This is a genomic window from Blastococcus brunescens (assembly GCF_035320885.1).
Taxonomy (GTDB): Bacteria; Actinomycetota; Actinomycetes; order Mycobacteriales; family Geodermatophilaceae; genus Blastococcus_B; species Blastococcus_B brunescens.
Genome location: NZ_CP141261.1, coordinates 4550718 through 4567867 on the forward strand (window position 1 = coordinate 4550718; position 17150 = coordinate 4567867).

Sequence of the window (17150 nt, forward strand, 5' to 3'; positions counted from 1 at the left end):
CACGGTCGACGGTGAGGGAGGACCGCAAACGATCAGGGAACCTGATCAACAGGAGGACGGCGAGGTCGGGTCAGCTGGCGAGCACCTGCGGCGACGTGACCTTGAGGTAGGCGTTCGCCCAGCGGGTGATCCGCAGCGACTCAGGGTGGCAGCGCTCGGCGATGTCGAGCAGTTCCTGCTCCTTGGCGCCCTGGGCACCTTGCGCGAGCAGTTCCCAGTCCACCGAGGTGCCCGCCGCCTCCCGGTACAGGTGCCGCAGGTCGGCCAGGAGCAGCAGCCCCGGCGTCGACCGCCGTCCGGTGAGGACCGAGGCGCGCTGCTTCACGGCGGAGAGCACACCGGGCTCCTCCGACGCCTCGGGATTCAGGTCCAGGCCGAAGTCCCGCCCGATCCGGGCGAGGTCGGCCACGTGCTCCCGCGACCACTTCGCCATGTCGCGGGTGACGTAGAAGACCTCGTGGTCGGCCTTGTGCTTGTCCGACATGGACGTCAGCACGGTGACCAGGTGGTTCTCCGAGCGGTGCAGTTCCTCGATGGCCATGTCGAGCTTCATCGCCGATCTCCCGTCGTCACCAGTTCCTCGGCCAGGGCGGCGGCGCCACCCGTCGTGGGCGGCACCGAACCGGTCACCGGGGCGGAGCCCGTCGTCGTCGGGGCGGCGGAGACCTGGCCCTTCGCCTTGGAGATCCGCTCCACCGCCGCCGCCGCGGTCTTGAAGATCGGTTGCTTCGACACCGGGTCCCAGTCGGTCGGGGTGAGCTCGTTGGCCGCCCGGCCGTCGTGCTTCTTCTTCGGCCGGGAGCCGTTCTCGGTGTCCCAGTAGCCGTAGTGGAACGGCAGGAAGAGCGCTCCCGGGCGGATGCCGCTGACCCGGAGCCGGGCCTCCACCCGGCCGCGCGGTGTCGTGATCCTGAGCAGGTCGCCCTCGACGAACCCGCGGTCGGCGGCGTCGCCGGCCGCCATCTCCACCCAGACCTCCGGTGCGGCGGCGTTCAGCTGCGGTGCCCGCCCGGTCTTCGTGCGGGTGTGGAAGTGGTACAGCGTGCGTCCGGTCATCAGCTGGAACGGGAAGTCCTGGCTCGGCAGCTCGTGCGGGCCGATGTACTCGGCCGCCTTGAGCACCGCCTTGCCCATCGGGTTGAGCGCCTTGTACTCGGTCTCCTCGACCGGGGCGCCGGTGATCATGTCCCGGCCGTAGCTCTCGCAGTAGTCCGGCTGCGCCCAGAACTGCCCGTCCGCGTAGATGCGTTCGGTGCCGTCGGGGTGCTCGTCGTTGCACGGCCACTGGATGCCGCTGCCACCGCGCAACTTGTCGTAGGACAGGCCGGTGTAGTCGCACGGCCGGCCGCGGCTGCACTCCTTCCAGCCCTCGAAGGCGCCCTCGGCGTCGGTCCACTTCACCAGCGGGGCGCCGTCCTTGTCCTCCAGCCCCATCCGGTGCGCGAAGTCGAGGAGGATGTCCAGGTCCGACCTCGCCTCACCCGGCGGCTCCACCGCCTTCTCCGAGAGGTGCACGGTGCGGTCGACGTTGGTGAAGGTGCCGGTCTTCTCGCCCCAGGTGGCCGCGGGCAGGACGACGTCGGCCAGTTGGGCGGTCTCGGTCAGGAAGATGTCCTGGACGACGAGGAACAACCGGTCCTGGGCGAGCAACGCACGGATCCGCGCGAGCTCGGGCAGCGAGACCGCCGGGTTGGTCGCGGTGACGTACATGAAGCGGATCGAGCCCTCTTCGACGTAGCGCAGCTGCTGCATGATGTGCGTCGGCGGCGAGTAGTGCGGGATCTGCATCGGGTCGATGTTCCAGACCCGCGCGAGGTCGGCGATGTGCTCGTCGTTCTCCCAGTTGCGGAAGGCCGGGAGGTCGCCGTCGGCCCCCGCTTCCCGCGTGTTCTGCGCCGTCGGCTGCCCGTTCATCTGCAGGATCCCGCAGCCCGGCTTGCCGAGCATGCCGCGGATGACGTTGATGTTGTTGACGCTCACGGCGGCGGCCGAGGCCTGGTGCGCCTGGTAGAAGCCCTGCAGCACCGTCGACAGCAGCCGTTCCGCCTGGCCGAGGATGCGCGCCGCCTCCCGGATCTGCTCCGCCGGGACGTCGCAGACCTCCGCGGCCACCTCGGGGTGTAGCCGGTCATCTGCTTCTCGAGCTCGGCGAAGCCGACGGTGTGCGCCTCGATGTACTCCCGGTCGATCCAGCCGTTCTCGATGATCTCGTGCAGCAGCGCGTTCATCAGCATCACGTTCGTGCCCGGCCGCGGGGCGAGGTGCACGGTGGCCGCGCGGGCGACCGGGGTCTCCGCGGGTCGACGCAGATCACCTTCGGCGGGTTGGGACCGGCCAGCCGGTCGAGCACGCGCGTCCAGAGCACCGTCTGCGTCTCGGCCATGTTGTGCCCGTAGAGCGCGATGACGTCGGCGTGGTCGATGTCGGTGTAGGAGCCGGGCTGACCGTCGCAGCTGAACGTCTCCTTGAGCGCCGCCGCCGCGGTCGCGGTGCACAGCCGGGTGTTGCCGTCGACGTGGTTGGTGCCGATGCCGCCGTGGGCGATCAGACCGAGGGTGTAGTACTCCTCGAGGAACAGCTGCCCGGTCGTGTAGAAGCTGATCGCGCTGGGCCCCTGCTCCTCGAGCAACTCCTTGGCCCGGCCCGCCACGGCGTCCATCGCGGTGTCCCAGTCGGTCTCGACGAGCTTGCCCTTGCGCCGGATCAGTGGCTTCGTCAGCCGGTCGGGGGAGTGGTTGGCCTGCCAGCCGAAGAGGTCTTTCGGTCCGAGCCGGCCGTGGTTGACCCGGTCGACCTCGCGGCCGCGGACCCCGACGATGCGGTCGTCCTTCACCGCGATGTCCAGGGCGTCGCCGTTGGAGTGCAGGATCGTCGCGGACTGGGCCCAGCGGTCGACGTCGTCCTCGGTGAGTCCGTCGGCCAGGTAGGAGTCCACCCGGGTCGGCCAGGTCTCGCCCGGTCCGTACGGGGTGCGGCTGCCCCACGGTTCGGCGATCCGATCGACCTTGCCCATGACGTCTCCCAACTGTTGCCGTCCTGCAACTGATCGCCAGTCTGGCCTCATCGCTCCCTATCCGCAGGTTCACCGGACACGCATCAGGACGTGCCCGGCGGGGCAAGGACAGGACACCGACCGAACCCCCGAGGAGACTCCGTGGCCCTGCCTGTCGCCCGCCCGCTCGCCCTCGTCACCGGCGCCTCCAGCGGCATCGGCCGCGAGCTGGCCAAGCAGTTCGCCGAGAACGGCTTCGACCTGATCGTCGCGGCCGAGGACGTCGAGCTCGACGACGCCGTCGAGGAGCTCCGCGGGATGGGCGCGACCGTGGCCCCGGTGAGCGTCGACCTGACCAAGCCCGAGGACGTCGACCGGCTGGCCGCCGCGGTGCGCGGTGCGGGCCGGCCCCTCGACGCCGCTGCGCTGAACGCCGGGGTCGGCGTCGGGGGCGCCTTCGTGGACACCGAGCTCGACCGCGAGCTCGAGATCGTCGATCTGAACTGCCGGTCGACCGTCCACCTGGCCAAGGGCATCGTCAAGGACATGGTCGCCCGCGGCGAGGGCCGGATCCTCTTCACCTCCTCGGTCGCGTCGCAGGCACCGGAGCCCTTCCAGACCGTCTACGCGGCGTCCAAGGCCTTCGTGCAGTTCTTCGCCCTCGGCCTGCGGGAGGAGCTCACCGACACGGGGGTGACGGTGACGGCGCTGCTGCCCGGCCCGACCGACACCGAGTTCTTCGACCGCGGCGATCTCACCGACACGAAGCTCGGCGCGATGGAGAACAAGGACGACCCCGCCCTCGTGGCGCGGCAGGGCTACGAGGGCCTGATGAAGGGCGAGGCGTCGGTCTTCGCCGGCTCGGTGTCGAGCAAGCTCATGGGCAAGCTCTCCGCCGTCCTGCCCGATGCGATCGCCGGCAAGTCGCACAAGCCGATGACCCGGCCCGGTTCCGCGGAGGGCTGAGCCGCTCCGGCGCGATGGGGGCATGGGGAGTGACGGGCCGGGACCTGTCGGACGCGGCCGGCCGGCAACCTCCGACGCCGTCGTGGTCTGCTCGGTGACCGGTTCCACACAGGCGGCAGCGGACCGCGCAGCCGATCGGGTGCGGCGCGAGCTGACCCCCGACGACGTGGCGCTCGACGAGCGGTACCACGCCGGCCGCTACGGCATCGCCGACCAGGCGACCATCGCGGCGATGGAGCTGGCCGCCCGCACCGAGGGCATGGTCACCGACCCGTCCACGAGGGGAGGTCGATGGCCGCGACCATCGACCTGGTCGGCCGCGGGGAGATCGATCGGTCCTCGACCGTGCTCTGCGCCCATCTCGGCGGGCAGCCGGCGTTGAACGGCTACAGCGCGCTCTTCTCCTGAACGGCGGCGGCCGTCCGGGCCCGGACGCCGGACCGCAGAGCCGCGGAGAGCAGTCGGCGGAGCGCCACGAGCGTCGCCGCGGTGAGGATCGCCGGCCAGTCCGGCTCACCGAGCAGGCGGAGCAGCCCCGCGGCCAGGAGCATGTCCAGCAGGACTGCCAGCGCCGGCAGCGGGCGGCGGGTCACCGCCAGGGCCAGGGCCCCGGCCACCAGGGCGGCGGCACCGGCGCCCAGCGCCGCCACCCGGGTGACCTCGGCGAGGACGCTCACACGGTGCCCCCGTGCCGGTCGTGCGAGGTGACGTCGACCTGGTCCTGCTCGTCGGCGATCTGCCGGCGCTCCTCGGCGATCTCCTTCGACAGGAAGTAGTTCAGCGCCGTCCGGATCGCGGCCACGGCGGCGAGCTGGCCCAGCTCCTCCCAGCTGGGTGCGACCGCGGTCCGCAGCACGTCGCTGGCCAGCTGGAACTCCAGGCCCAGCGCCAGGAACCGGCCGAGGGTGAGCCGGACGGGGACGAAGGCGGCCGTCGTGCGGTGCCGGACCCCGACCCAGACGAAGCGGGCGAAGGCCCACACGGCCCCGACGATGATGACCGCGGCACCGCAGGCCTCGACGACGACGACCAGGACGTTGACGACCTCGGCGAGCAGCTCCTCCACCGGGGCGCCCTACCCCGGGGCCGCGCAGCCGCACACTCAGGACAGCGGGACGGCCAGCCCCTCGGGGGCGGGGCGGTCGAGGGCCGCGCCGAGATCGGACCGCATCGGCGCGAGGCCGGCCCCGGCGAGGACGACGTCCCGCGCGAACGTGTGCCAGACGGGTGCGCGCCGGAGCATGCTGTGGCCACCGGCGACGGTGAACCGGGCGACGCGCGCGCCGGCCGCCCGTGCCCGGTGGGCGAACTCCGCCGACAGCGCGGCCGGGACCCAGCGGTCACCCCGCCCGTGCAGGATCGCCACCGTCGCGTCGCGGAGGTGGGCAACCGGCTCCCCGGGGGCGTCCACGGGGCGAGCGCGCAGACCGCGCGGACCTGCGGGTCGCCGCCGGACCGGAGCGCGGCTCGGCCGCCCATGGAGTGGCCCACGAGCACGATGGGCACGTCACCGTGCTCGGCGCGGATCCGGTCCAGGGCCCACCGGACGTCGGCGTGCGCGTCGGCCGCGATGCCGTTCCAGCCCGCGACCCGGTACCTGAGCAGGCAGGTCGTGAGCCCCCGGGCGGCCGCCGACGCGGACACGAACTGCTCGACGGCACGCATCCGGGCCAGGGAGAGCGCGCGTTCCTTCGGCGGCTCGAGGCTGGCGATGGTGCCGCCGTGGCAGAACAGGGCGACGGCGCTGGTCGCCCCTCGGCGGGTCGAACCTCCAGGCGCGGTTCGGTCACCGCCGTCGTCCGCCGCGGAGGGTCGATCGTGCGCGGTCACCGAGGTCGCCGGCCTTGAGCAGCGCGTTGCTCACCGCCGACGGGCCGCGGCGTCGCTCCAGCGCCCGGCCGACGCGGCGCAGCAGGCCGGTGGTGAGTGGGACGACGACGGTCAAGATCAGCCACATGCGCAGCCGGCGGGTGAAGAAGAGCCACATGATCGGACTCTGCCCGCATCACGCCCCCGGGAACCCCGCGTCAGTGGGCCAGCCGCACGACCATCTTCCCGGTGTTGCCGCCGCGCAGGAGGTCGAGGAACGCGGGGACGGCGTCGTCGAGGCCCTCGCGGACCGTCTCGCGGACCACGAGCTCGCCGGACGTCACCAGCTGCGGCACCGTGGCCATGAACTCCTCGTGCAGATCCGCGTGGTCGCCGACGATGAAGCCGCGCAGGCTGAGCTTCTTGGTCACGAGCATGAACATGTTCCGGGGCCGGGCTGCGGCTCGACGGCGTTGTAGCCCGAGATCGCGCCGCACAGGGCGGCCCGCCCGAACTCCTTCATGGCGCCGATGGCGGCCTCGAGGTGCTCTCCGCCCACGTTGTCGAAGAAGACGTCGATCCCATCGGGAGCCGCGGCCCGCAGCTGCTTCGCGACCGGGCCGTCGTGGTAGTCGAACGCCGCGGTGAAGCCGACCTCCTCGGTCAGCCAGCGCACCTTGTCCGGCGTGCCGGCGCTCCCGACGACCGCGGAGGCGCCGCGGAGCCGGGCGAACTGCCCCACCAGGCTGCCCACCGCCCCTGCCGCGCCGGACACGAAGACCGTGTCGCCCGCCCGGAAGTCCGCGAGCCGGAAGAGCCCGGCCCAGGCCGTCAGCCCCGGCATGCCGAGCACGCCCAGGTGGTAGCTGGGCGGGATTCCCGGGAGCTCCGGGAGCACCCGCACGCGCTGGGCGTCGAGGACGGCGACGTCGCGCCAGGCGGCGTCGGCCAGCACCAGCGCGCCCTCGGGGACGGCGGGGAGCGCGAGTCGACCACCCGGCCGACGGCGCCGCCCTTCATCGTCTCGCCGACCTCCCAGGCGGCGGCGTAGGACTTCCCGGCGTTCATCCGGCCGCGCATGTACGGGTCCACCGACATCGCCAGCATCCGGACGACGATCTGCCCCTCGGCCGGGTCGGGGTGCTCCAGTTCCACGAGCCGGAAGTCCTCGGGGTCGGCTCGCCGTGCGGCCGGGCCGCCAGCTGCCATTCACGCGTCGTCACGGGCATCGCCCGATCCTGCCTCCCCACCTGCGAGCCGCCGTCGCAGCCCACTCGACTGAAGGCGCGAAGCAGGCGAACTCGTGGCGATCAGTCCCCGATGACCACGAGTTCGCCTGGTTCGGCCGGCGGACAGCGCCCAGGTCAGGGCGCTCCACGGGTGGTCGGTCGGGCGCGGTCCGGTTGCAGGGCGGGCCTACGCTCGGAGCATGTTGTTCTCCCGGATGAAGACGCAGGCGGTCTCGGCCGAGGACGCGCTGCCCGGCCGCCCCGACCCCTCCCGCACGTGCCCGAGGTGCACGCCGTCAACGGCAACCGCATCCAGCCGCCCTTCCCCGAGGGCGTGCAGACCGCCGTGTTCGGCGCCGGCTGCTTCTGGGGCGTGGAGAAGGTCTTCTGGGAGACCCCCGGCATCTACTCCACCGCCGCGGGCTACGCCGGTGGTCACACGCCGAACCCCACCTACGAGGAGGTCTGCTCGGCACGCACCGGGCACACGGAGGTGGTCCTCGTCGCCTACGACCCGTCGGTCATCTCCTACGAGCAGCTGCTCAAGGTGTTCTGGGAGGACCACGACCCGACCCAGGGCATGCGGCAGGGCAACGACATCGGCACGCAGTACCGCTCGGCGATCTACACGCAGTCCCCGAGCAGGAGAAGGCCGCGGTCGCCACCCGCGAGGCCTACCAGGAGCGACTGAAGGCCGCCGGCTACGGCGAGATCACCACCGAGATCGCTCCGCTGGGCGACTTCTTCTACGCCGAGGACTACCACCAGCAGTACCTCTACAAGGTGCCCAACGGCTACTGCCCAGTGCACTCGACCGGCGTCTCCTGCCCGGTGGGTCTGCCCGGCGTCTAGAACCGCCCCGCCTCACCGAGGCATAGGTACCTATACGTACGTTCTGACCCCGAATCCGCATGTATAGGTACCTATGCCTGGAGCACACGAGGAGTGCGGAAGCATGGAGATCCTCCGGACGCCCGACGACCGCTTCGCCGACCTGCCGGACTTCCCCTACGACCCCCGGTACGTCGAGATCGACGGCGGCCTGCGGGTCGCCTACGTCGACGAGGGGCCGCGGGACGGCGAGACGGTCCTGCTGCTGCACGGCGAGCCGTCCTGGTCGTTCCTGTACCGCCGGATGATCCCGGTGCTCGTCGACGCGGGCCTGCGCGTCGTCGCCCCCGACCTCGTGGGCTTCGGCCGGTCCGACAAGCCGGCCGGGCGCGAGGACTACAGCTACGCCGGCCATGTCGGGTGGATGCGCGAGACGCTGTTCGACCGGCTCGACCTCCGCGACGCGACCCTCGTCGGCCAGGACTGGGGTGGTCTGATCGGGCTGCGACTGCTCGCCGAGCACCCCGACCGGTTCGCCCGTGTCGTCGTCGCCAACACCGGCCTGCCCACCGGTGACCAGGAGATGAGCGAGGCGTTCCTCGCCTGGCAGACGTTCTCCCAGCAGAGCCCGCAGCTCCACATCGGCCGGATCGTGCAGAACGGAACGCTCACCCGGCTGCCGGACGACGTCGTCGCCGCCTACGACGCGCCCTTCCCCGACGACTCGTACACGGCCGGCGCCCGGGTCTTCCCGGCGCTGGTCCCCACGTCGCCCGACGACCCGGCCGCGGCGGCCAACCGTGCGGCCTGGGAGGTCCTGACTCGCTGGGACAAGCCCTTCCTGACCGCGTTCTCCGACGGCGACCCCATCACCGGCGGTGGCGACAGGGTGTTCCAGAAGCTGGTTCCCGGCGCGCAGAGCATGCCCCACACCACGCTGGCCGGGGGCGGGCATTTCCTCCAGGAGGACGTCGGTCCCGAGCTGGCCCGCGTCGTCGCCGACCTGGTCACCGCCACCCCGCGGTGACGGCCCCCGACGAGCTCTTCGGCCGGCTCCGGCGCGCCCCCGACGTCGAGGCGCCGGAGCTGGTCGCCGTCGACGCGACCGACCGGCTGCTGCTGGACGAGGCGGCCGCCTCCCTGGCGCTCTGCGGGCCCGGCGAGGTGGCCGTCGTGGACGACGCTTACGGCGCGCTCACCCTCGGCGCGGTGGCTCTGCACGGCGTCTCCGACGTCCGGGTGTCCCAGGACCTGCTGGTCGGCGAGCGGGCGCTGGCCCGCAACGCCGAGCGCACCGGCCTGACCGGCACCTACCGTTCCCTCCCCTGGCCGAGGTCGCGGCGGGCGCGCGGGTGGTGCTGGTGCAGGCGCCCAAGTCGCTGGACGCGCTGCGCGAGATCGCCGAGTCGGTGGCGGCCGTGGCCGCACCCGACGTCACCGTGCTCGTCGGCGGCCGCGTGAAGCACATGACCCGCACGATGAACGACGTGCTGGGCGACTCCTTCGCCGACGTCTCGGCCACGCTGGCCCGCCAGAAGTCGCGGGTGCTGGTGGCGCGCGGGCCGAAGCCCGGAGCGTCGTCGTTCCCGCGCCGTCAGGAGCACCCCGACCTCGGCCTGACCCTCTGCGCGCACGGGGCGGCGTTCGCCGGGACGAAGATCGACGTCGGCACCAGGACCCTGCTGGGCGCCCTGGACCAGATGGCCCCCGACGCCGCCACAGCGCTGGACCTGGGCTGCGGCACGGCCGTGCTGGCCGTCCTCCTGGCGCGGGCGCGCCCGTCGCTGGAGGTGCTCGCCGCCGACCAGTCGGCGGCGGCGGTGGCCTCGGCCCGGGCGACGGCGGAGGCGAACGGGGTCGTGGACCGGATCCGGGTCGTCCGGGACGACGCGGCGGACTCCTTCCCCGGCGCGAGCGTCGACCTCGTCGTCTGCAATCCGCCGTTCCACGTCGGCGCCGCGGTGGTGACCACGGCGGCCGACCGGCTCTTCGCGGCGGCGGGCCGCGTGCTGCGTCCCGGCGGCGAGCTGTGGACGGTCTACAACAGCGCGCTGCGGTACAAGCCGGCGCTCGCGCGGGTCGTGGGCCCCACCCGGGTCGTCGAGCAGACGCCGAAGTTCACGGTCACGGTCTCCACCCGCCGCTGAGCAGCGCGCTGGGCTCTCTTGCCCTGCGGTGGGGGCCGGGCCACGGTGACGGGGCATGACCCAGGCAGACCCGGTCCGGACCGTTCCGTCACCTGCGCGCCCCCGGAGCAGCGGGGCGCTCCCGTGCAGCCGTCCCCGGGCGGTGATCTCGGCGAGCGCCTGCTCGCCGCCGTGATCGGCGCCTTCGAGGCCGCCGCCGTGGACCTCGGCGTCCGGCTCGGCTGGTACCGCGCGCTCGCCGACGCCACCGCGAGCGCGCCGGAGCTCGCCGACCGCACCGGCACGGACGCCCGGTACGCCCGCGAATGGCTCGAGCAGCAGGCGGTGGCCGGCTACCTCGCGGTGGAGGACGTCACGTCCGCCCCGGACGAGCGGCGCTACTCCTTCCCGCGGAGCACCGACGGGTGCTGGTCGACGAGCTCGACCCGGCGTTCGCCGCCCCACTGGCCCACGCGGCGATGGCGTTCACCCGGAACGTCCCACGGCTGGCGGCGGTGTACCGCAGCGGGGCAGGGCTGAGCTGGGCCGAGATGGGCCCCGACGCGCGGGAGGCGCAGGCGGCGGCCAACCGGCCCTTCTTCGCCGGCCCCCTGATCACCGAGGTGCTGCCCGCGATGCCCGAGGTCGACGCGGCGCTGCGGGGCGGCGGCCGGGTGGCCGATGTGGGCTGCGGCTTCGGCTGGTCGTCCATCGGGATCGCGACCGGCTACCCCGCTGCCCGGGTCGACGGGTTCGACGTCGACGCCCCGTCGGTCGAGGCGGCCCGCCGGAACGCGGCCGCCGCAGGGGTGGGCGACCGCGTGCGGTTCGGCGTCGCCGACGTCGGCACCGTGGCCGACGCCCAGTCCTTCGACCTGGTCGCCGCGTTCGAGTGCGTGCACGACCTGCCCGACCCGGTCGCCGTGCTGGCCGCGATGCGACGGATGGTGCGGCCCGGCGGCACGGTGCTCGTGGTGGACGAACGGGTGGCGGAGACCTTCACCGCCCCCGGGGACGAGGTCGAGCGGCTGATGTACGGCTACAGCCTCACCTGCTGCCTGCCCGACGGCCGTTCCTCGACGCCGTCGGTCGGCACCGGCACGGTCATGCGTCCGGCGACCCTCGCCGGCTATGCGCGGGAGGCGGGCTTCGACGGCATCGAGGTGCTGCCCGTGGGGCACGACTTCTTCCGCTTCTACCGGCTGGTGCACGCGTGAGAGCAGGCCGTGAGCTCGCCGAACGAGAAAAACCTGAACTTTCAGGTTTTCCGCTGTAGTCGCTCCAGCGACGAGCCGAAGAACGCGGCAACGGCGGAGTTCCGCCGGATGGCACCGTCCCTGGAGAGTTCGATGGCGCGCTCGTTCTGGTCCGATCGTCCGCTCGGCGTGAAGCTGGCGGCCCTGGTCACCTCGGGTGCCGCGGCGCTGGGGATCTTCGCCGTCATCACGGTGCAGGCGCTGAACGGGACCGGTGAGACCGCCGACGAGCTCCTGGCCAGCGCCGAGGGCACAGAGGACGTCCTGCTCGCCGACATGATGCACGACGCCGTCCGTGGCGACGTGCTCCAGGCGCTGGTGAGCGGCGGCCAGGGTGAGCTGTACGAGGGTGCGGTCGCCGACCTGGCCGAGCACGACCAGTTCTTCCGCGACATCCTCGCCGAGACGGTTGCCGACGACTTCAGCCCCGAGGTCAACGCGGCCGTGGAGACGGCCACTCCCGCAGTCGAGGCATACCTCGCTTCCGCGGAGCAGATCGTCACCACCGCCGCATCGGCTCCCGCTGCTGCCGCTGCGGCCTACCCGCAGTTCGCCGCGGACTTCGCCGTTCTGGAGGAGGAGCTGCCCAAGCTGGGCGACGCGGTGGCCGCGTTCGGCGAGCAGGCCGCCGCGCACTCCGAGGATCAGCGGGGCACCGCGGTCACCCTCGCGCTGGCCGTCGCGGGCGCCGGTGTTCTCGTGCTCGCCCTGTTCGGGTGGATCGTCACCCGCTCGGTCGTGCGCCCGCTGAACAAGGTCCGTGACGTCCTGGCCGGCCTCGCCGACGGCGACCTGTGCGGTACCACCGACGTCACGAGCAAGGACGAGGTCGGGCAGATGGCCGCCTCGCTCGAGGCTTCCATGAGCACCATGCGCAGCGTCATGGCGGCGATCGGCGACAGTTCCACCACCCTCGCTTCGGCCACCGAGCAGCTGTCGGCCAGCGCGCAGGACATGGCCCGCCTGGCCGACGAGTCGTCGGTGCAGAGCGGCATCGTCGCCACTGCCGCGGGCCAGGTCTCGACCAACGTGCAGACGGTGTCGGCCGGCTCCGAGCAGATGGGCGCCTCGATCCGCGAGATCGCGCAGAACGCCAGCGAGGTGGCCCGGGTGGCTGCCCAGGCGGTCCACGCCGCGGACAGCACGACGGCGACCGTCGCCAAGCTGGGGAGTCCTCGCTGGAGATCGCCAGCGTGGTCAAGGTGATCACGAGCATCGCGGAGCAGACCAACCTGCTGGCGCTCAACGCCACCATCGAAGCGGCGCGTGCCGGCGAGGCGGGCAAGGGCTTCGCCGTCGTCGCCAACGAGGTCAAGGAACTGGCCCAGGAGACGGCGAAGGCGACGCAGGACATCACGGCGCGGGTGCTGGCCATCCAGAACGACACCGAGGGGCGGTCCAGGCGATCGGCGAGATCTCCTCGATCATCGGTCTGATCAACGACTCGCAGGGCACCATCGCAGCCGCCGTCGAGGAGCAGACCGCGACGACGACGGAGATGAACCGCAACGTCGCCGAGGCGGCGCTCTCGGCCGGCCAGATCGCCGACAACATCGACGCGGTCGCCACGGCCACCAGTTCCACGACCCGCGCGATGAACGACGCGCAGGCCGCCATCGACGAGGTCGCCCGCATGGCGACCTCGCTCCACAGCTCGGTCGCGAAGTTCCGGTACTGACGACGGCCGGAGCGGCCTGAGACGCGGCGGCGGTGGGGGCTTCCCACCGCCGCCACCGTCATGTCCGGCGTCGTGAGCGGCCCCTGCGACGGGCCGCGAGGCTCCGGGACCGCGATCAGGGCGATCTCAGCGCTGGCTGTCCGCCCGGCCCGGGGGAGGCTCGGTGCATGAGGACGTCGCGCTCGCCCGCCCCCGCAATCCGCAGACTCCGCCCCTGGCTCGTCGGGTGGTTCGCCTTCCAGGCGGTCGTGGCGCTGGCGGGGTGGCTCACCGCGCGCCGCAGGAACGAGGGCGACGAGAGCAGCACCAGCATCCGGCGGGTGCTCACCCACAACGGCCTGGAACTGCGCCCGACGAACCCCGAGCTGTCCCGGCTGCGGGTCGACCTGGCGATGGCCGGCGGTGAGATCGACCTGACCGCACTCCCGCTGCCTGAGCACGGCATCGACCTGACGGTGCGCATGGGCATGGCCGGTCTGGCGGTCCGTGTGCCGGCCGACTGGCGGGTGTGGTGGCGGTTCCGTGGCGTCGGCGGGATCGGCACGGACGGCGCCCCGCAGCGCACCCATGACGAGCACGCCGCGGACCTGCGCATCCACGCCGTGGTCGTCCTCGGCGGCATCGGCGTCGAGGCCGGCTGAGCTCAGCAGAACCCGGGCGTCCCCTGCCAGGCGACCTCGGCCGGCGGAACGTCGTCGCGCTGCACGGACCCCTCGATCAGCCCGTAGGGCCGGTCGTCGGCGTGGTAGACCACGGCGCCGCCGTCGGGGGTGTTCTCCAGGCCGTACGCCGAGAGGTCCGCCAGGTTGTGGTGCTTGTTCGGCATCGACATCCGGATCTCGGCGATCTCGGGATAACGCTCGAGGACCGCCTCGCCCATCGCGTACAGCGACTGCTGCAGCGCCAGCGAGTGCGTCGTCGCGAAGGTCTCCAGCAGCGTCGTCCGGACGCCGGAGAACCTGGTGTCGAAGTCGATGCCGTCCCGGCTGTCCTTGCCGGTGTAGCGCCAGCGCGCGGTCACCGCCGTCGCCAGGATCCGGTCGGTCGTCTCGGCCAGGGTGGTGTAGCGGTCGCGGGGAAGCCCCGGAACTCCGAGCCGGTGGTCTTCAGGACGACGAGGTCGGTCAGCCCCGCCAGCACGTGGGCCTCGGACCCGTCCACGGTGACCACCGCCGTCCGCACCTCGGCGCCGGACCTGCGGAACGCGTGGTCGTGGTCGGTCCCGCCGACGGCGATCCGCTCCCAGCCGTAGGACTCCACCGCCACGCGGGCTCCGGTGATCCAGTCGTAGGCGCCGGCGAAGTGCCGGGCCAGCCGCAGGCCGAACTCCTCGGGCGTGCCGACGCCGTCGCGGGCGAGGGCGAAGACGGTGTTCTTCTGCGCGTCCGTCGTGAGCACGTGGGCGTTGTCGCCGGTCGTGTGCGCGGCCGCGAAGTCGCCGCGCAGGCTCGAGCTGACGTTCAGGTCCACGAGCGTGTGCCGCGGCGAGCTGCGGTCGACCGCCACGACGCGGACCTCCGCCTTCCCGTACTGGTTGGGGCCGAGCACGATCGCCATGCCTGCACCTTCCTGCGCTTCGTCGCGCGGATGTTTCCCGTGGAACAGGTGGGACGTCAGCTGCCGCGGTAGGTGGAGTAGGCGTACGGCGCGAGCAGCAGCGGCACGTGGTGGTGGTCGGCCGGCTCCACGACGGAGAAGGTGAGCGTCACCTCCGGGTAGAACGCCTCGCGGTCCTGCTCGGCGAACCACTGCCCGGTCGCGAAGACCAGGCGGTGCGTGCCCAGCGCGGTGGCGTCGTCGGTGAGGCGGCATCGCCCGTCGCGGTCGGTCACGCCCGCAGCGATCAGGTCGTCACCGGCGAGCAGCCGGACGGCGATCCCGGCCGCCGGGCGGCCGAGCACCGAGTCGAGCACATGCGTGCTGACGCTCACGACACCAGCCCCCGCACCCGCAGCGCGGTGATCTGGGCGAGCTGCTCGGTGACCTCGGCGCGCTCGGCCTCCTCCTCGTTGCCCAGCCGGCGCTCGAGCTCGGCCAGCATCTCCTGCGGGCTGCGCCCGGAGGCACGGATCAGGAACACGTGGTCGAACCGCTCCTCGTAGCGCCGGTTCCCGTCCAGGAGGGCCTCGCGGGTGGCGTCGTCGGCGCCGGTCATCGAGCTCTGCTCGGTGCGCGAGGACATCGCCTCGGTGGACCCGCCCTCCACGCGGTCACCGATCCGGGGATGGGCGGCCAGCGCGATCAGCACCTCCTCCCAGGGGAGGGACCGGGCGACCTCCTCCGCGCGGCCGACCAGGGTCTCGGCGTCCGGGAAGGGGCGGCCGGCCACGAGCTCGGCGGCGAAGCGCGGGGCGGCGTTGCAGGCCCGGAGCGCCTGGACGGCCTGGTCGGCGGGCTCGTCGTTGAAGTCGTCGAGGGTGGCCACGGTGAGAGGATGCCAGCTCCGCCGGTCGAGGGAAGGTGCGCGAGATGGCTGACGTGCGTGTGGAGGGCCCGGCCGTCGAGCGGGCCGAGGAGATCCTGACTCCGGAGGCGCTCGCCTTCGTCGCCGACCTGCAGACCCGCTTCGGCGCCCACCGGGATGCGCTCCTGGCCGCCCGGGCCACCCGCCGCGCCGAGATCGCCGCCGCTCGCCGGATCGACTTCCGGCCGGAGACCGAGGCCGTGCGCACCGGCGAGTGGCGGGTGCCGCCACCGCCACCCGGCCTGGTCGACCGCCGGGTCGAGATCACCGGCCCGACCGAGCCGAAGATGGCGATCAACGCGCTCAACTGCGGGGCGGACGTCTGGCTGGCCGACCTCGAGGACGCCAACACCCCGCACTGGCGCAACGTCGTCGGCGGGCAGGTCGTGCTCAAGGACGCCGTCCGCCGGACGCTGTCGTTCACCGGCCCGGAGGGCAGGGAGTACCGGCTCCGGGAGGACGGCGAGCTGCCGACGATCGTGCCCCGCCCCCGGGGTGGCACCTGCCCGAGCGGCACCTGCTGGTCGACGGTCAGCCGTCGGTCGGCGCCCTGGTCGACGCCGGGCTCTACCTCTTCCACAACGCGCAGGAGCAGCTCGACCGCGGCAGCGGCCCCTACTTCTACCTGCCGAAGCTGGAGGGGCACCTCGAGGCCCGGCTGTGGGCGCTCGTCTTCGACCACGCCGAGCAGGTGCTGGGCCTCCCGGCCGGCTCCATCCGGGCCACGATGCTGATCGAGACCATCCCGGCGGCGTTCGAGATGGAGGAGATGCTGCACGAGCTCGGGAACCACGCCGCCGCCCTCAACGCCGGCCGGTGGGACTACCTGTTCAGCGTCATCAAGGTCTTCCGCGACGCCGGTCCCGAGTTCGTCCTCCCCGACCGGGCCGCGGTGACCATGACCGCGCCGATGATGCGCGCCTACACCGAGCAGCTGGTCGCCGTCTGCCACCGGCGAGGTGCCCTGGCCATCGGCGGCATGGCCGCCGCGATCCCCAGCCGTCGCGACGCCGAGGCGAACGAGCGGGCGCTGGCCAAGGTCCGCGACGACAAGACCCGCGAGGCCGGCGACGGCTTCGACGGCTCCTGGGTCGCCCACCCCGACCTGGTCGGCGTCTGCCGCCAGGTCTTCGACGAGGTGCTCGGCGACCGCCCCAACCAGCTCGACCGGCTCCGGGACGACGTCCACGTCACCCCCGAGCAGCTGCTCGACGTCGCCGGGGTGCCGGGCGAGCGGACGATGGCCGGGCTCCGGGCCAACGTGGAGATCGCGATCCGCTACCTGGCCGCCTGGCTGGCCGGCAACGGCGCCGTGGGCATCCACGGCCTGATGGAGGACGCCGCGACCGCGGAGATCAGCCGCTCGCAGGTCTGGCAGTGGATCAACGTCGGCGTCGAGCTGGAGACGGGGAGACGGTCACCGGCGAGCTCGTGCGCCGGGTGATCGAGGAGGAGGTCACCGCCATCGGCGAGCTCGACCGGCTCGACGACGCCCGCCAGCTGTTCGAGCAGGTGGCACTGGCCGACGACTTCCCCGACTTCCTGACCCTCCCCGGCTACGAGCTCGTCCTCTGATGGCGCTGCCGGGAGAGATCTACGCCGAGCTGGACCGGCGGCTCGCCCCCGTCGACGACGCCCGGCTGGCCGCCTATCCCGGCGAGCGGCCGGAGAAGCAGCCGGTGCACACCTGCTACGTCCCCGCCGACGCCGTCGTCCCCGGGGTGGCGGGGGAGTGGGGCAGGGCCGCGCTGGCCGCCCTCGACGAGCACGGCCTGCCCGACCTGGGGCTGGACCCCGCG

At 72.8% G+C, this 17150-nt stretch carries 26 protein-coding genes and 4 pseudogenes; 15 read left to right on the top strand and 15 right to left on the bottom strand.

Translation table 11 applies throughout. From position 1 onward, the window contains the following. Nucleotides 1-70: 70 nt before the first annotated feature. From U6N30_RS30570 to U6N30_RS30585, 4 genes are read right to left on the bottom strand one after another with little or no spacing between them, the layout of a single operon-like run. Nucleotides 71-553, bottom strand: a complete 483-nt coding sequence (locus tag U6N30_RS30570) for a hypothetical protein (RefSeq protein ID WP_324275233.1) — start codon at nucleotides 551-553, stop codon at nucleotides 71-73. Then, the gene (locus U6N30_RS30575; RefSeq protein WP_324278550.1) at nucleotides 550-2025 is read right to left on the bottom strand and encodes a molybdopterin oxidoreductase family protein; all 1476 of its coding nucleotides are present in this window, start codon (nucleotides 2023-2025) and stop codon (nucleotides 550-552) included. The genes U6N30_RS30570 and U6N30_RS30575 overlap by 4 nt, the downstream gene beginning before the upstream one ends. After that, nucleotides 1977-2228, bottom strand: coding sequence for a hypothetical protein (locus tag U6N30_RS30580; RefSeq protein WP_324275234.1), 252 nt, complete (start codon nucleotides 2226-2228; stop codon nucleotides 1977-1979). The genes U6N30_RS30575 and U6N30_RS30580 overlap by 49 nt, the downstream gene beginning before the upstream one ends. 5 nt (nucleotides 2229-2233) lie before the next feature. Then, nucleotides 2234-3013 carry a molybdopterin-dependent oxidoreductase gene (locus U6N30_RS30585; RefSeq protein ID WP_324275235.1) on the bottom strand — a complete coding sequence of 260 codons (780 nt, stop codon included), beginning with the start codon at nucleotides 3011-3013 and terminating at the stop codon, nucleotides 2234-2236. Nucleotides 3014-3154: 141 nt separating this feature from the next. Here U6N30_RS30585 and U6N30_RS30590 point away from each other — a divergent pair, with 141 nt between their 5' ends. Beyond that, a complete protein-coding gene (locus U6N30_RS30590) occupies nucleotides 3155-3958 on the top strand; it encodes an SDR family NAD(P)-dependent oxidoreductase (protein WP_324275236.1) in 804 nt (267 codons plus the stop codon). A 94-nt stretch (nucleotides 3959-4052) separates the two neighbouring features. Continuing rightward, nucleotides 4053-4340, top strand: coding sequence for a hypothetical protein (locus U6N30_RS30595; RefSeq protein ID WP_324275237.1), 288 nt, complete (start codon nucleotides 4053-4055; stop codon nucleotides 4338-4340). A 4-nt stretch (nucleotides 4341-4344) separates the two neighbouring features. Here the strand turns inward: U6N30_RS30595 and U6N30_RS30600 are convergent, their stop codons facing one another. The 7 genes from U6N30_RS30600 to U6N30_RS35895 all read right to left on the bottom strand — a co-directional run bounded on the left by U6N30_RS30600 (nucleotide 4345) and on the right by U6N30_RS35895 (nucleotide 6976). Next, entirely contained in the window at nucleotides 4345-4635 is a 291-nt protein-coding gene (locus U6N30_RS30600; protein ID WP_324275238.1) for a hypothetical protein, read from the bottom strand. Then, nucleotides 4632-5024: a DUF1622 domain-containing protein gene (locus U6N30_RS30605; RefSeq protein ID WP_324275239.1), complete on the bottom strand. Its 393-nt coding sequence runs from the start codon at nucleotides 5022-5024 to the stop codon at nucleotides 4632-4634. The genes U6N30_RS30600 and U6N30_RS30605 overlap by 4 nt, the downstream gene beginning before the upstream one ends. A 36-nt stretch (nucleotides 5025-5060) precedes the next feature. Then, a complete protein-coding gene (locus U6N30_RS30610; protein WP_324275240.1) occupies nucleotides 5061-5369 on the bottom strand; it encodes a hypothetical protein in 309 nt (102 codons plus the stop codon). A gap of 375 nt (nucleotides 5370-5744) precedes the next feature. Further along, nucleotides 5745-5945 carry a hypothetical protein gene (locus tag U6N30_RS30615; RefSeq protein WP_324275241.1) on the bottom strand — a complete coding sequence of 67 codons (201 nt, stop codon included), beginning with the start codon at nucleotides 5943-5945 and terminating at the stop codon, nucleotides 5745-5747. Between the two features lie 40 nt (nucleotides 5946-5985). After that, nucleotides 5986-6204: a hypothetical protein gene (locus tag U6N30_RS35885; RefSeq protein ID WP_479690565.1), complete on the bottom strand. Its 219-nt coding sequence runs from the start codon at nucleotides 6202-6204 to the stop codon at nucleotides 5986-5988. Then, the gene (locus tag U6N30_RS35890; protein WP_479690631.1) at nucleotides 6195-6611 is read right to left on the bottom strand and encodes a zinc-binding dehydrogenase; all 417 of its coding nucleotides are present in this window, start codon (nucleotides 6609-6611) and stop codon (nucleotides 6195-6197) included. Before U6N30_RS35890 ends, U6N30_RS35885 begins: the two co-directional genes overlap by 10 nt. Continuing rightward, nucleotides 6599-6976 (bottom strand): hypothetical protein, encoded by a 378-nt coding sequence (locus U6N30_RS35895; RefSeq protein WP_479690566.1) that lies wholly within the window; start codon nucleotides 6974-6976, stop codon nucleotides 6599-6601. Before U6N30_RS35895 ends, U6N30_RS35890 begins: the two co-directional genes overlap by 13 nt. 111 nt (nucleotides 6977-7087) lie before the next feature. Between U6N30_RS35895 and msrA the strand changes: the two are divergent. The 10 genes and pseudogenes from msrA (at nucleotide 7088) to U6N30_RS30670 (ending at nucleotide 13528) form a co-directional block, all read left to right on the top strand. Then, nucleotides 7088-7848 (top strand): annotated as a pseudogene (gene msrA / locus U6N30_RS30625) (peptide-methionine (S)-S-oxide reductase MsrA). 103 nt (nucleotides 7849-7951) lie between these two features. Then, entirely contained in the window at nucleotides 7952-8854 is a 903-nt protein-coding gene (locus U6N30_RS30630) for a haloalkane dehalogenase (RefSeq protein ID WP_324275242.1), read from the top strand. Further along, nucleotides 8851-9288, top strand: a complete 438-nt coding sequence (locus tag U6N30_RS30635) for a hypothetical protein (protein WP_324275243.1) — start codon at nucleotides 8851-8853, stop codon at nucleotides 9286-9288. The genes U6N30_RS30630 and U6N30_RS30635 overlap by 4 nt, the downstream gene beginning before the upstream one ends. Further along, nucleotides 9189-9974 carry a class I SAM-dependent methyltransferase gene (locus U6N30_RS30640; RefSeq protein ID WP_324275244.1) on the top strand — a complete coding sequence of 262 codons (786 nt, stop codon included), beginning with the start codon at nucleotides 9189-9191 and terminating at the stop codon, nucleotides 9972-9974. The genes U6N30_RS30635 and U6N30_RS30640 overlap by 100 nt, the downstream gene beginning before the upstream one ends. 123 nt (nucleotides 9975-10097) lie before the next feature. Next, nucleotides 10098-10493 carry a hypothetical protein gene (locus tag U6N30_RS30645; RefSeq protein WP_324275245.1) on the top strand — a complete coding sequence of 132 codons (396 nt, stop codon included), beginning with the start codon at nucleotides 10098-10100 and terminating at the stop codon, nucleotides 10491-10493. Continuing rightward, nucleotides 10379-11170, top strand: a complete 792-nt coding sequence (locus U6N30_RS30650) for a class I SAM-dependent methyltransferase (RefSeq protein ID WP_324275246.1) — start codon at nucleotides 10379-10381, stop codon at nucleotides 11168-11170. Before U6N30_RS30645 ends, U6N30_RS30650 begins: the two co-directional genes overlap by 115 nt. A gap of 9 nt (nucleotides 11171-11179) precedes the next feature. Continuing rightward, nucleotides 11180-12415: a methyl-accepting chemotaxis protein gene (locus U6N30_RS30655; protein WP_324275247.1), complete on the top strand. Its 1236-nt coding sequence runs from the start codon at nucleotides 11180-11182 to the stop codon at nucleotides 12413-12415. Then, on the top strand, nucleotides 12403-12645 hold the full coding sequence (locus U6N30_RS30660) for a methyl-accepting chemotaxis protein (RefSeq protein ID WP_324275248.1): 243 nt from the start codon (nucleotides 12403-12405) through the stop codon (nucleotides 12643-12645). Before U6N30_RS30655 ends, U6N30_RS30660 begins: the two co-directional genes overlap by 13 nt. Nucleotides 12646-12707: 62 nt before the next feature. Continuing rightward, on the top strand, nucleotides 12708-12887 hold the full coding sequence (locus tag U6N30_RS30665; protein WP_324275249.1) for a hypothetical protein: 180 nt from the start codon (nucleotides 12708-12710) through the stop codon (nucleotides 12885-12887). A 167-nt stretch (nucleotides 12888-13054) separates the two neighbouring features. Beyond that, nucleotides 13055-13528: a hypothetical protein gene (locus tag U6N30_RS30670; RefSeq protein ID WP_324275250.1), complete on the top strand. Its 474-nt coding sequence runs from the start codon at nucleotides 13055-13057 to the stop codon at nucleotides 13526-13528. Between the two features lie 2 nt (nucleotides 13529-13530). On the opposite strand, the gene U6N30_RS30675 is transcribed toward U6N30_RS30670, so the two are convergent. From U6N30_RS30675 to uraD, 4 genes are read right to left on the bottom strand one after another with little or no spacing between them, the layout of a single operon-like run. Beyond that, on the bottom strand, nucleotides 13531-13944 hold the full coding sequence (locus U6N30_RS30675; protein WP_324278551.1) for a hypothetical protein: 414 nt from the start codon (nucleotides 13942-13944) through the stop codon (nucleotides 13531-13533). Further along, nucleotides 13905-14444, bottom strand: a complete 540-nt coding sequence (gene pucL, locus U6N30_RS30680; RefSeq protein WP_324275251.1) for a factor-independent urate hydroxylase — start codon at nucleotides 14442-14444, stop codon at nucleotides 13905-13907. The genes U6N30_RS30675 and pucL overlap by 40 nt, the downstream gene beginning before the upstream one ends. Nucleotides 14445-14500: 56 nt before the next feature. Continuing rightward, nucleotides 14501-14818 carry a hydroxyisourate hydrolase gene (gene uraH / locus U6N30_RS30685; RefSeq protein ID WP_324275252.1) on the bottom strand — a complete coding sequence of 106 codons (318 nt, stop codon included), beginning with the start codon at nucleotides 14816-14818 and terminating at the stop codon, nucleotides 14501-14503. Next, the gene (gene uraD, locus U6N30_RS30690; RefSeq protein WP_324275253.1) at nucleotides 14815-15312 is read right to left on the bottom strand and encodes a 2-oxo-4-hydroxy-4-carboxy-5-ureidoimidazoline decarboxylase; all 498 of its coding nucleotides are present in this window, start codon (nucleotides 15310-15312) and stop codon (nucleotides 14815-14817) included. The genes uraH and uraD overlap by 4 nt, the downstream gene beginning before the upstream one ends. A gap of 44 nt (nucleotides 15313-15356) precedes the next feature. On the opposite strand from uraD, the pseudogene U6N30_RS30695 reads away from it, so the two are divergent. From U6N30_RS30695 to U6N30_RS34965, 3 pseudogenes are all read left to right on the top strand, one after another. Then, nucleotides 15357-15488, top strand: a pseudogene (locus tag U6N30_RS30695) (hypothetical protein); the annotation flags it as partial. Nucleotides 15489-15565: 77 nt separating this feature from the next. Continuing rightward, nucleotides 15566-16926 (top strand): annotated as a pseudogene (locus U6N30_RS30700) (malate synthase). After that, nucleotides 16926-17111: pseudogene (locus U6N30_RS34965) on the top strand (DUF6986 family protein); the annotation flags it as partial. The pseudogenes U6N30_RS30700 and U6N30_RS34965, both read left to right, overlap by 1 nt. Nucleotides 17112-17150 lie beyond the last annotated feature (39 nt).

Excerpts from the sequence above, each read along its gene's own strand:
- U6N30_RS30570 (WP_324275233.1), bottom strand. The coding sequence starts at position 553 with ATGAAGCTCGACATGGCCATCGAGGAACTGCACCGCTCGGAGAACCAC.
- U6N30_RS30580 (WP_324275234.1), bottom strand. The coding sequence starts at position 2,228 with ATGAACGCGCTGCTGCACGAGATCATCGAGAACGGCTGGATCGACCGG.
- U6N30_RS30585 (WP_324275235.1), bottom strand. The coding sequence starts at position 3,013 with ATGGGCAAGGTCGATCGGATCGCCGAACCGTGGGGCAGCCGCACCCCG.
- U6N30_RS30615 (WP_324275241.1), bottom strand. The coding sequence starts at position 5,945 with ATGTGGCTCTTCTTCACCCGCCGGCTGCGCATGTGGCTGATCTTGACC.
- U6N30_RS35885 (WP_479690565.1), bottom strand. The coding sequence starts at position 6,204 with ATGCTCGTGACCAAGAAGCTCAGCCTGCGCGGCTTCATCGTCGGCGAC.
- U6N30_RS35890 (WP_479690631.1), bottom strand. The coding sequence starts at position 6,611 with ATGCCGGGGCTGACGGCCTGGGCCGGGCTCTTCCGGCTCGCGGACTTC.
- U6N30_RS35895 (WP_479690566.1), bottom strand. The coding sequence starts at position 6,976 with ATGGCAGCTGGCGGCCCGGCCGCACGGCGAGCCGACCCCGAGGACTTC.
- U6N30_RS30630 (WP_324275242.1), top strand. The coding sequence starts at position 7,952 with ATGGAGATCCTCCGGACGCCCGACGACCGCTTCGCCGACCTGCCGGAC.
- U6N30_RS30665 (WP_324275249.1), top strand. The coding sequence starts at position 12,708 with ATGAACCGCAACGTCGCCGAGGCGGCGCTCTCGGCCGGCCAGATCGCC.
- U6N30_RS30670 (WP_324275250.1), top strand. The coding sequence starts at position 13,055 with ATGAGGACGTCGCGCTCGCCCGCCCCCGCAATCCGCAGACTCCGCCCC.
- pucL (WP_324275251.1), bottom strand. The coding sequence starts at position 14,444 with ATGGCGATCGTGCTCGGCCCCAACCAGTACGGGAAGGCGGAGGTCCGC.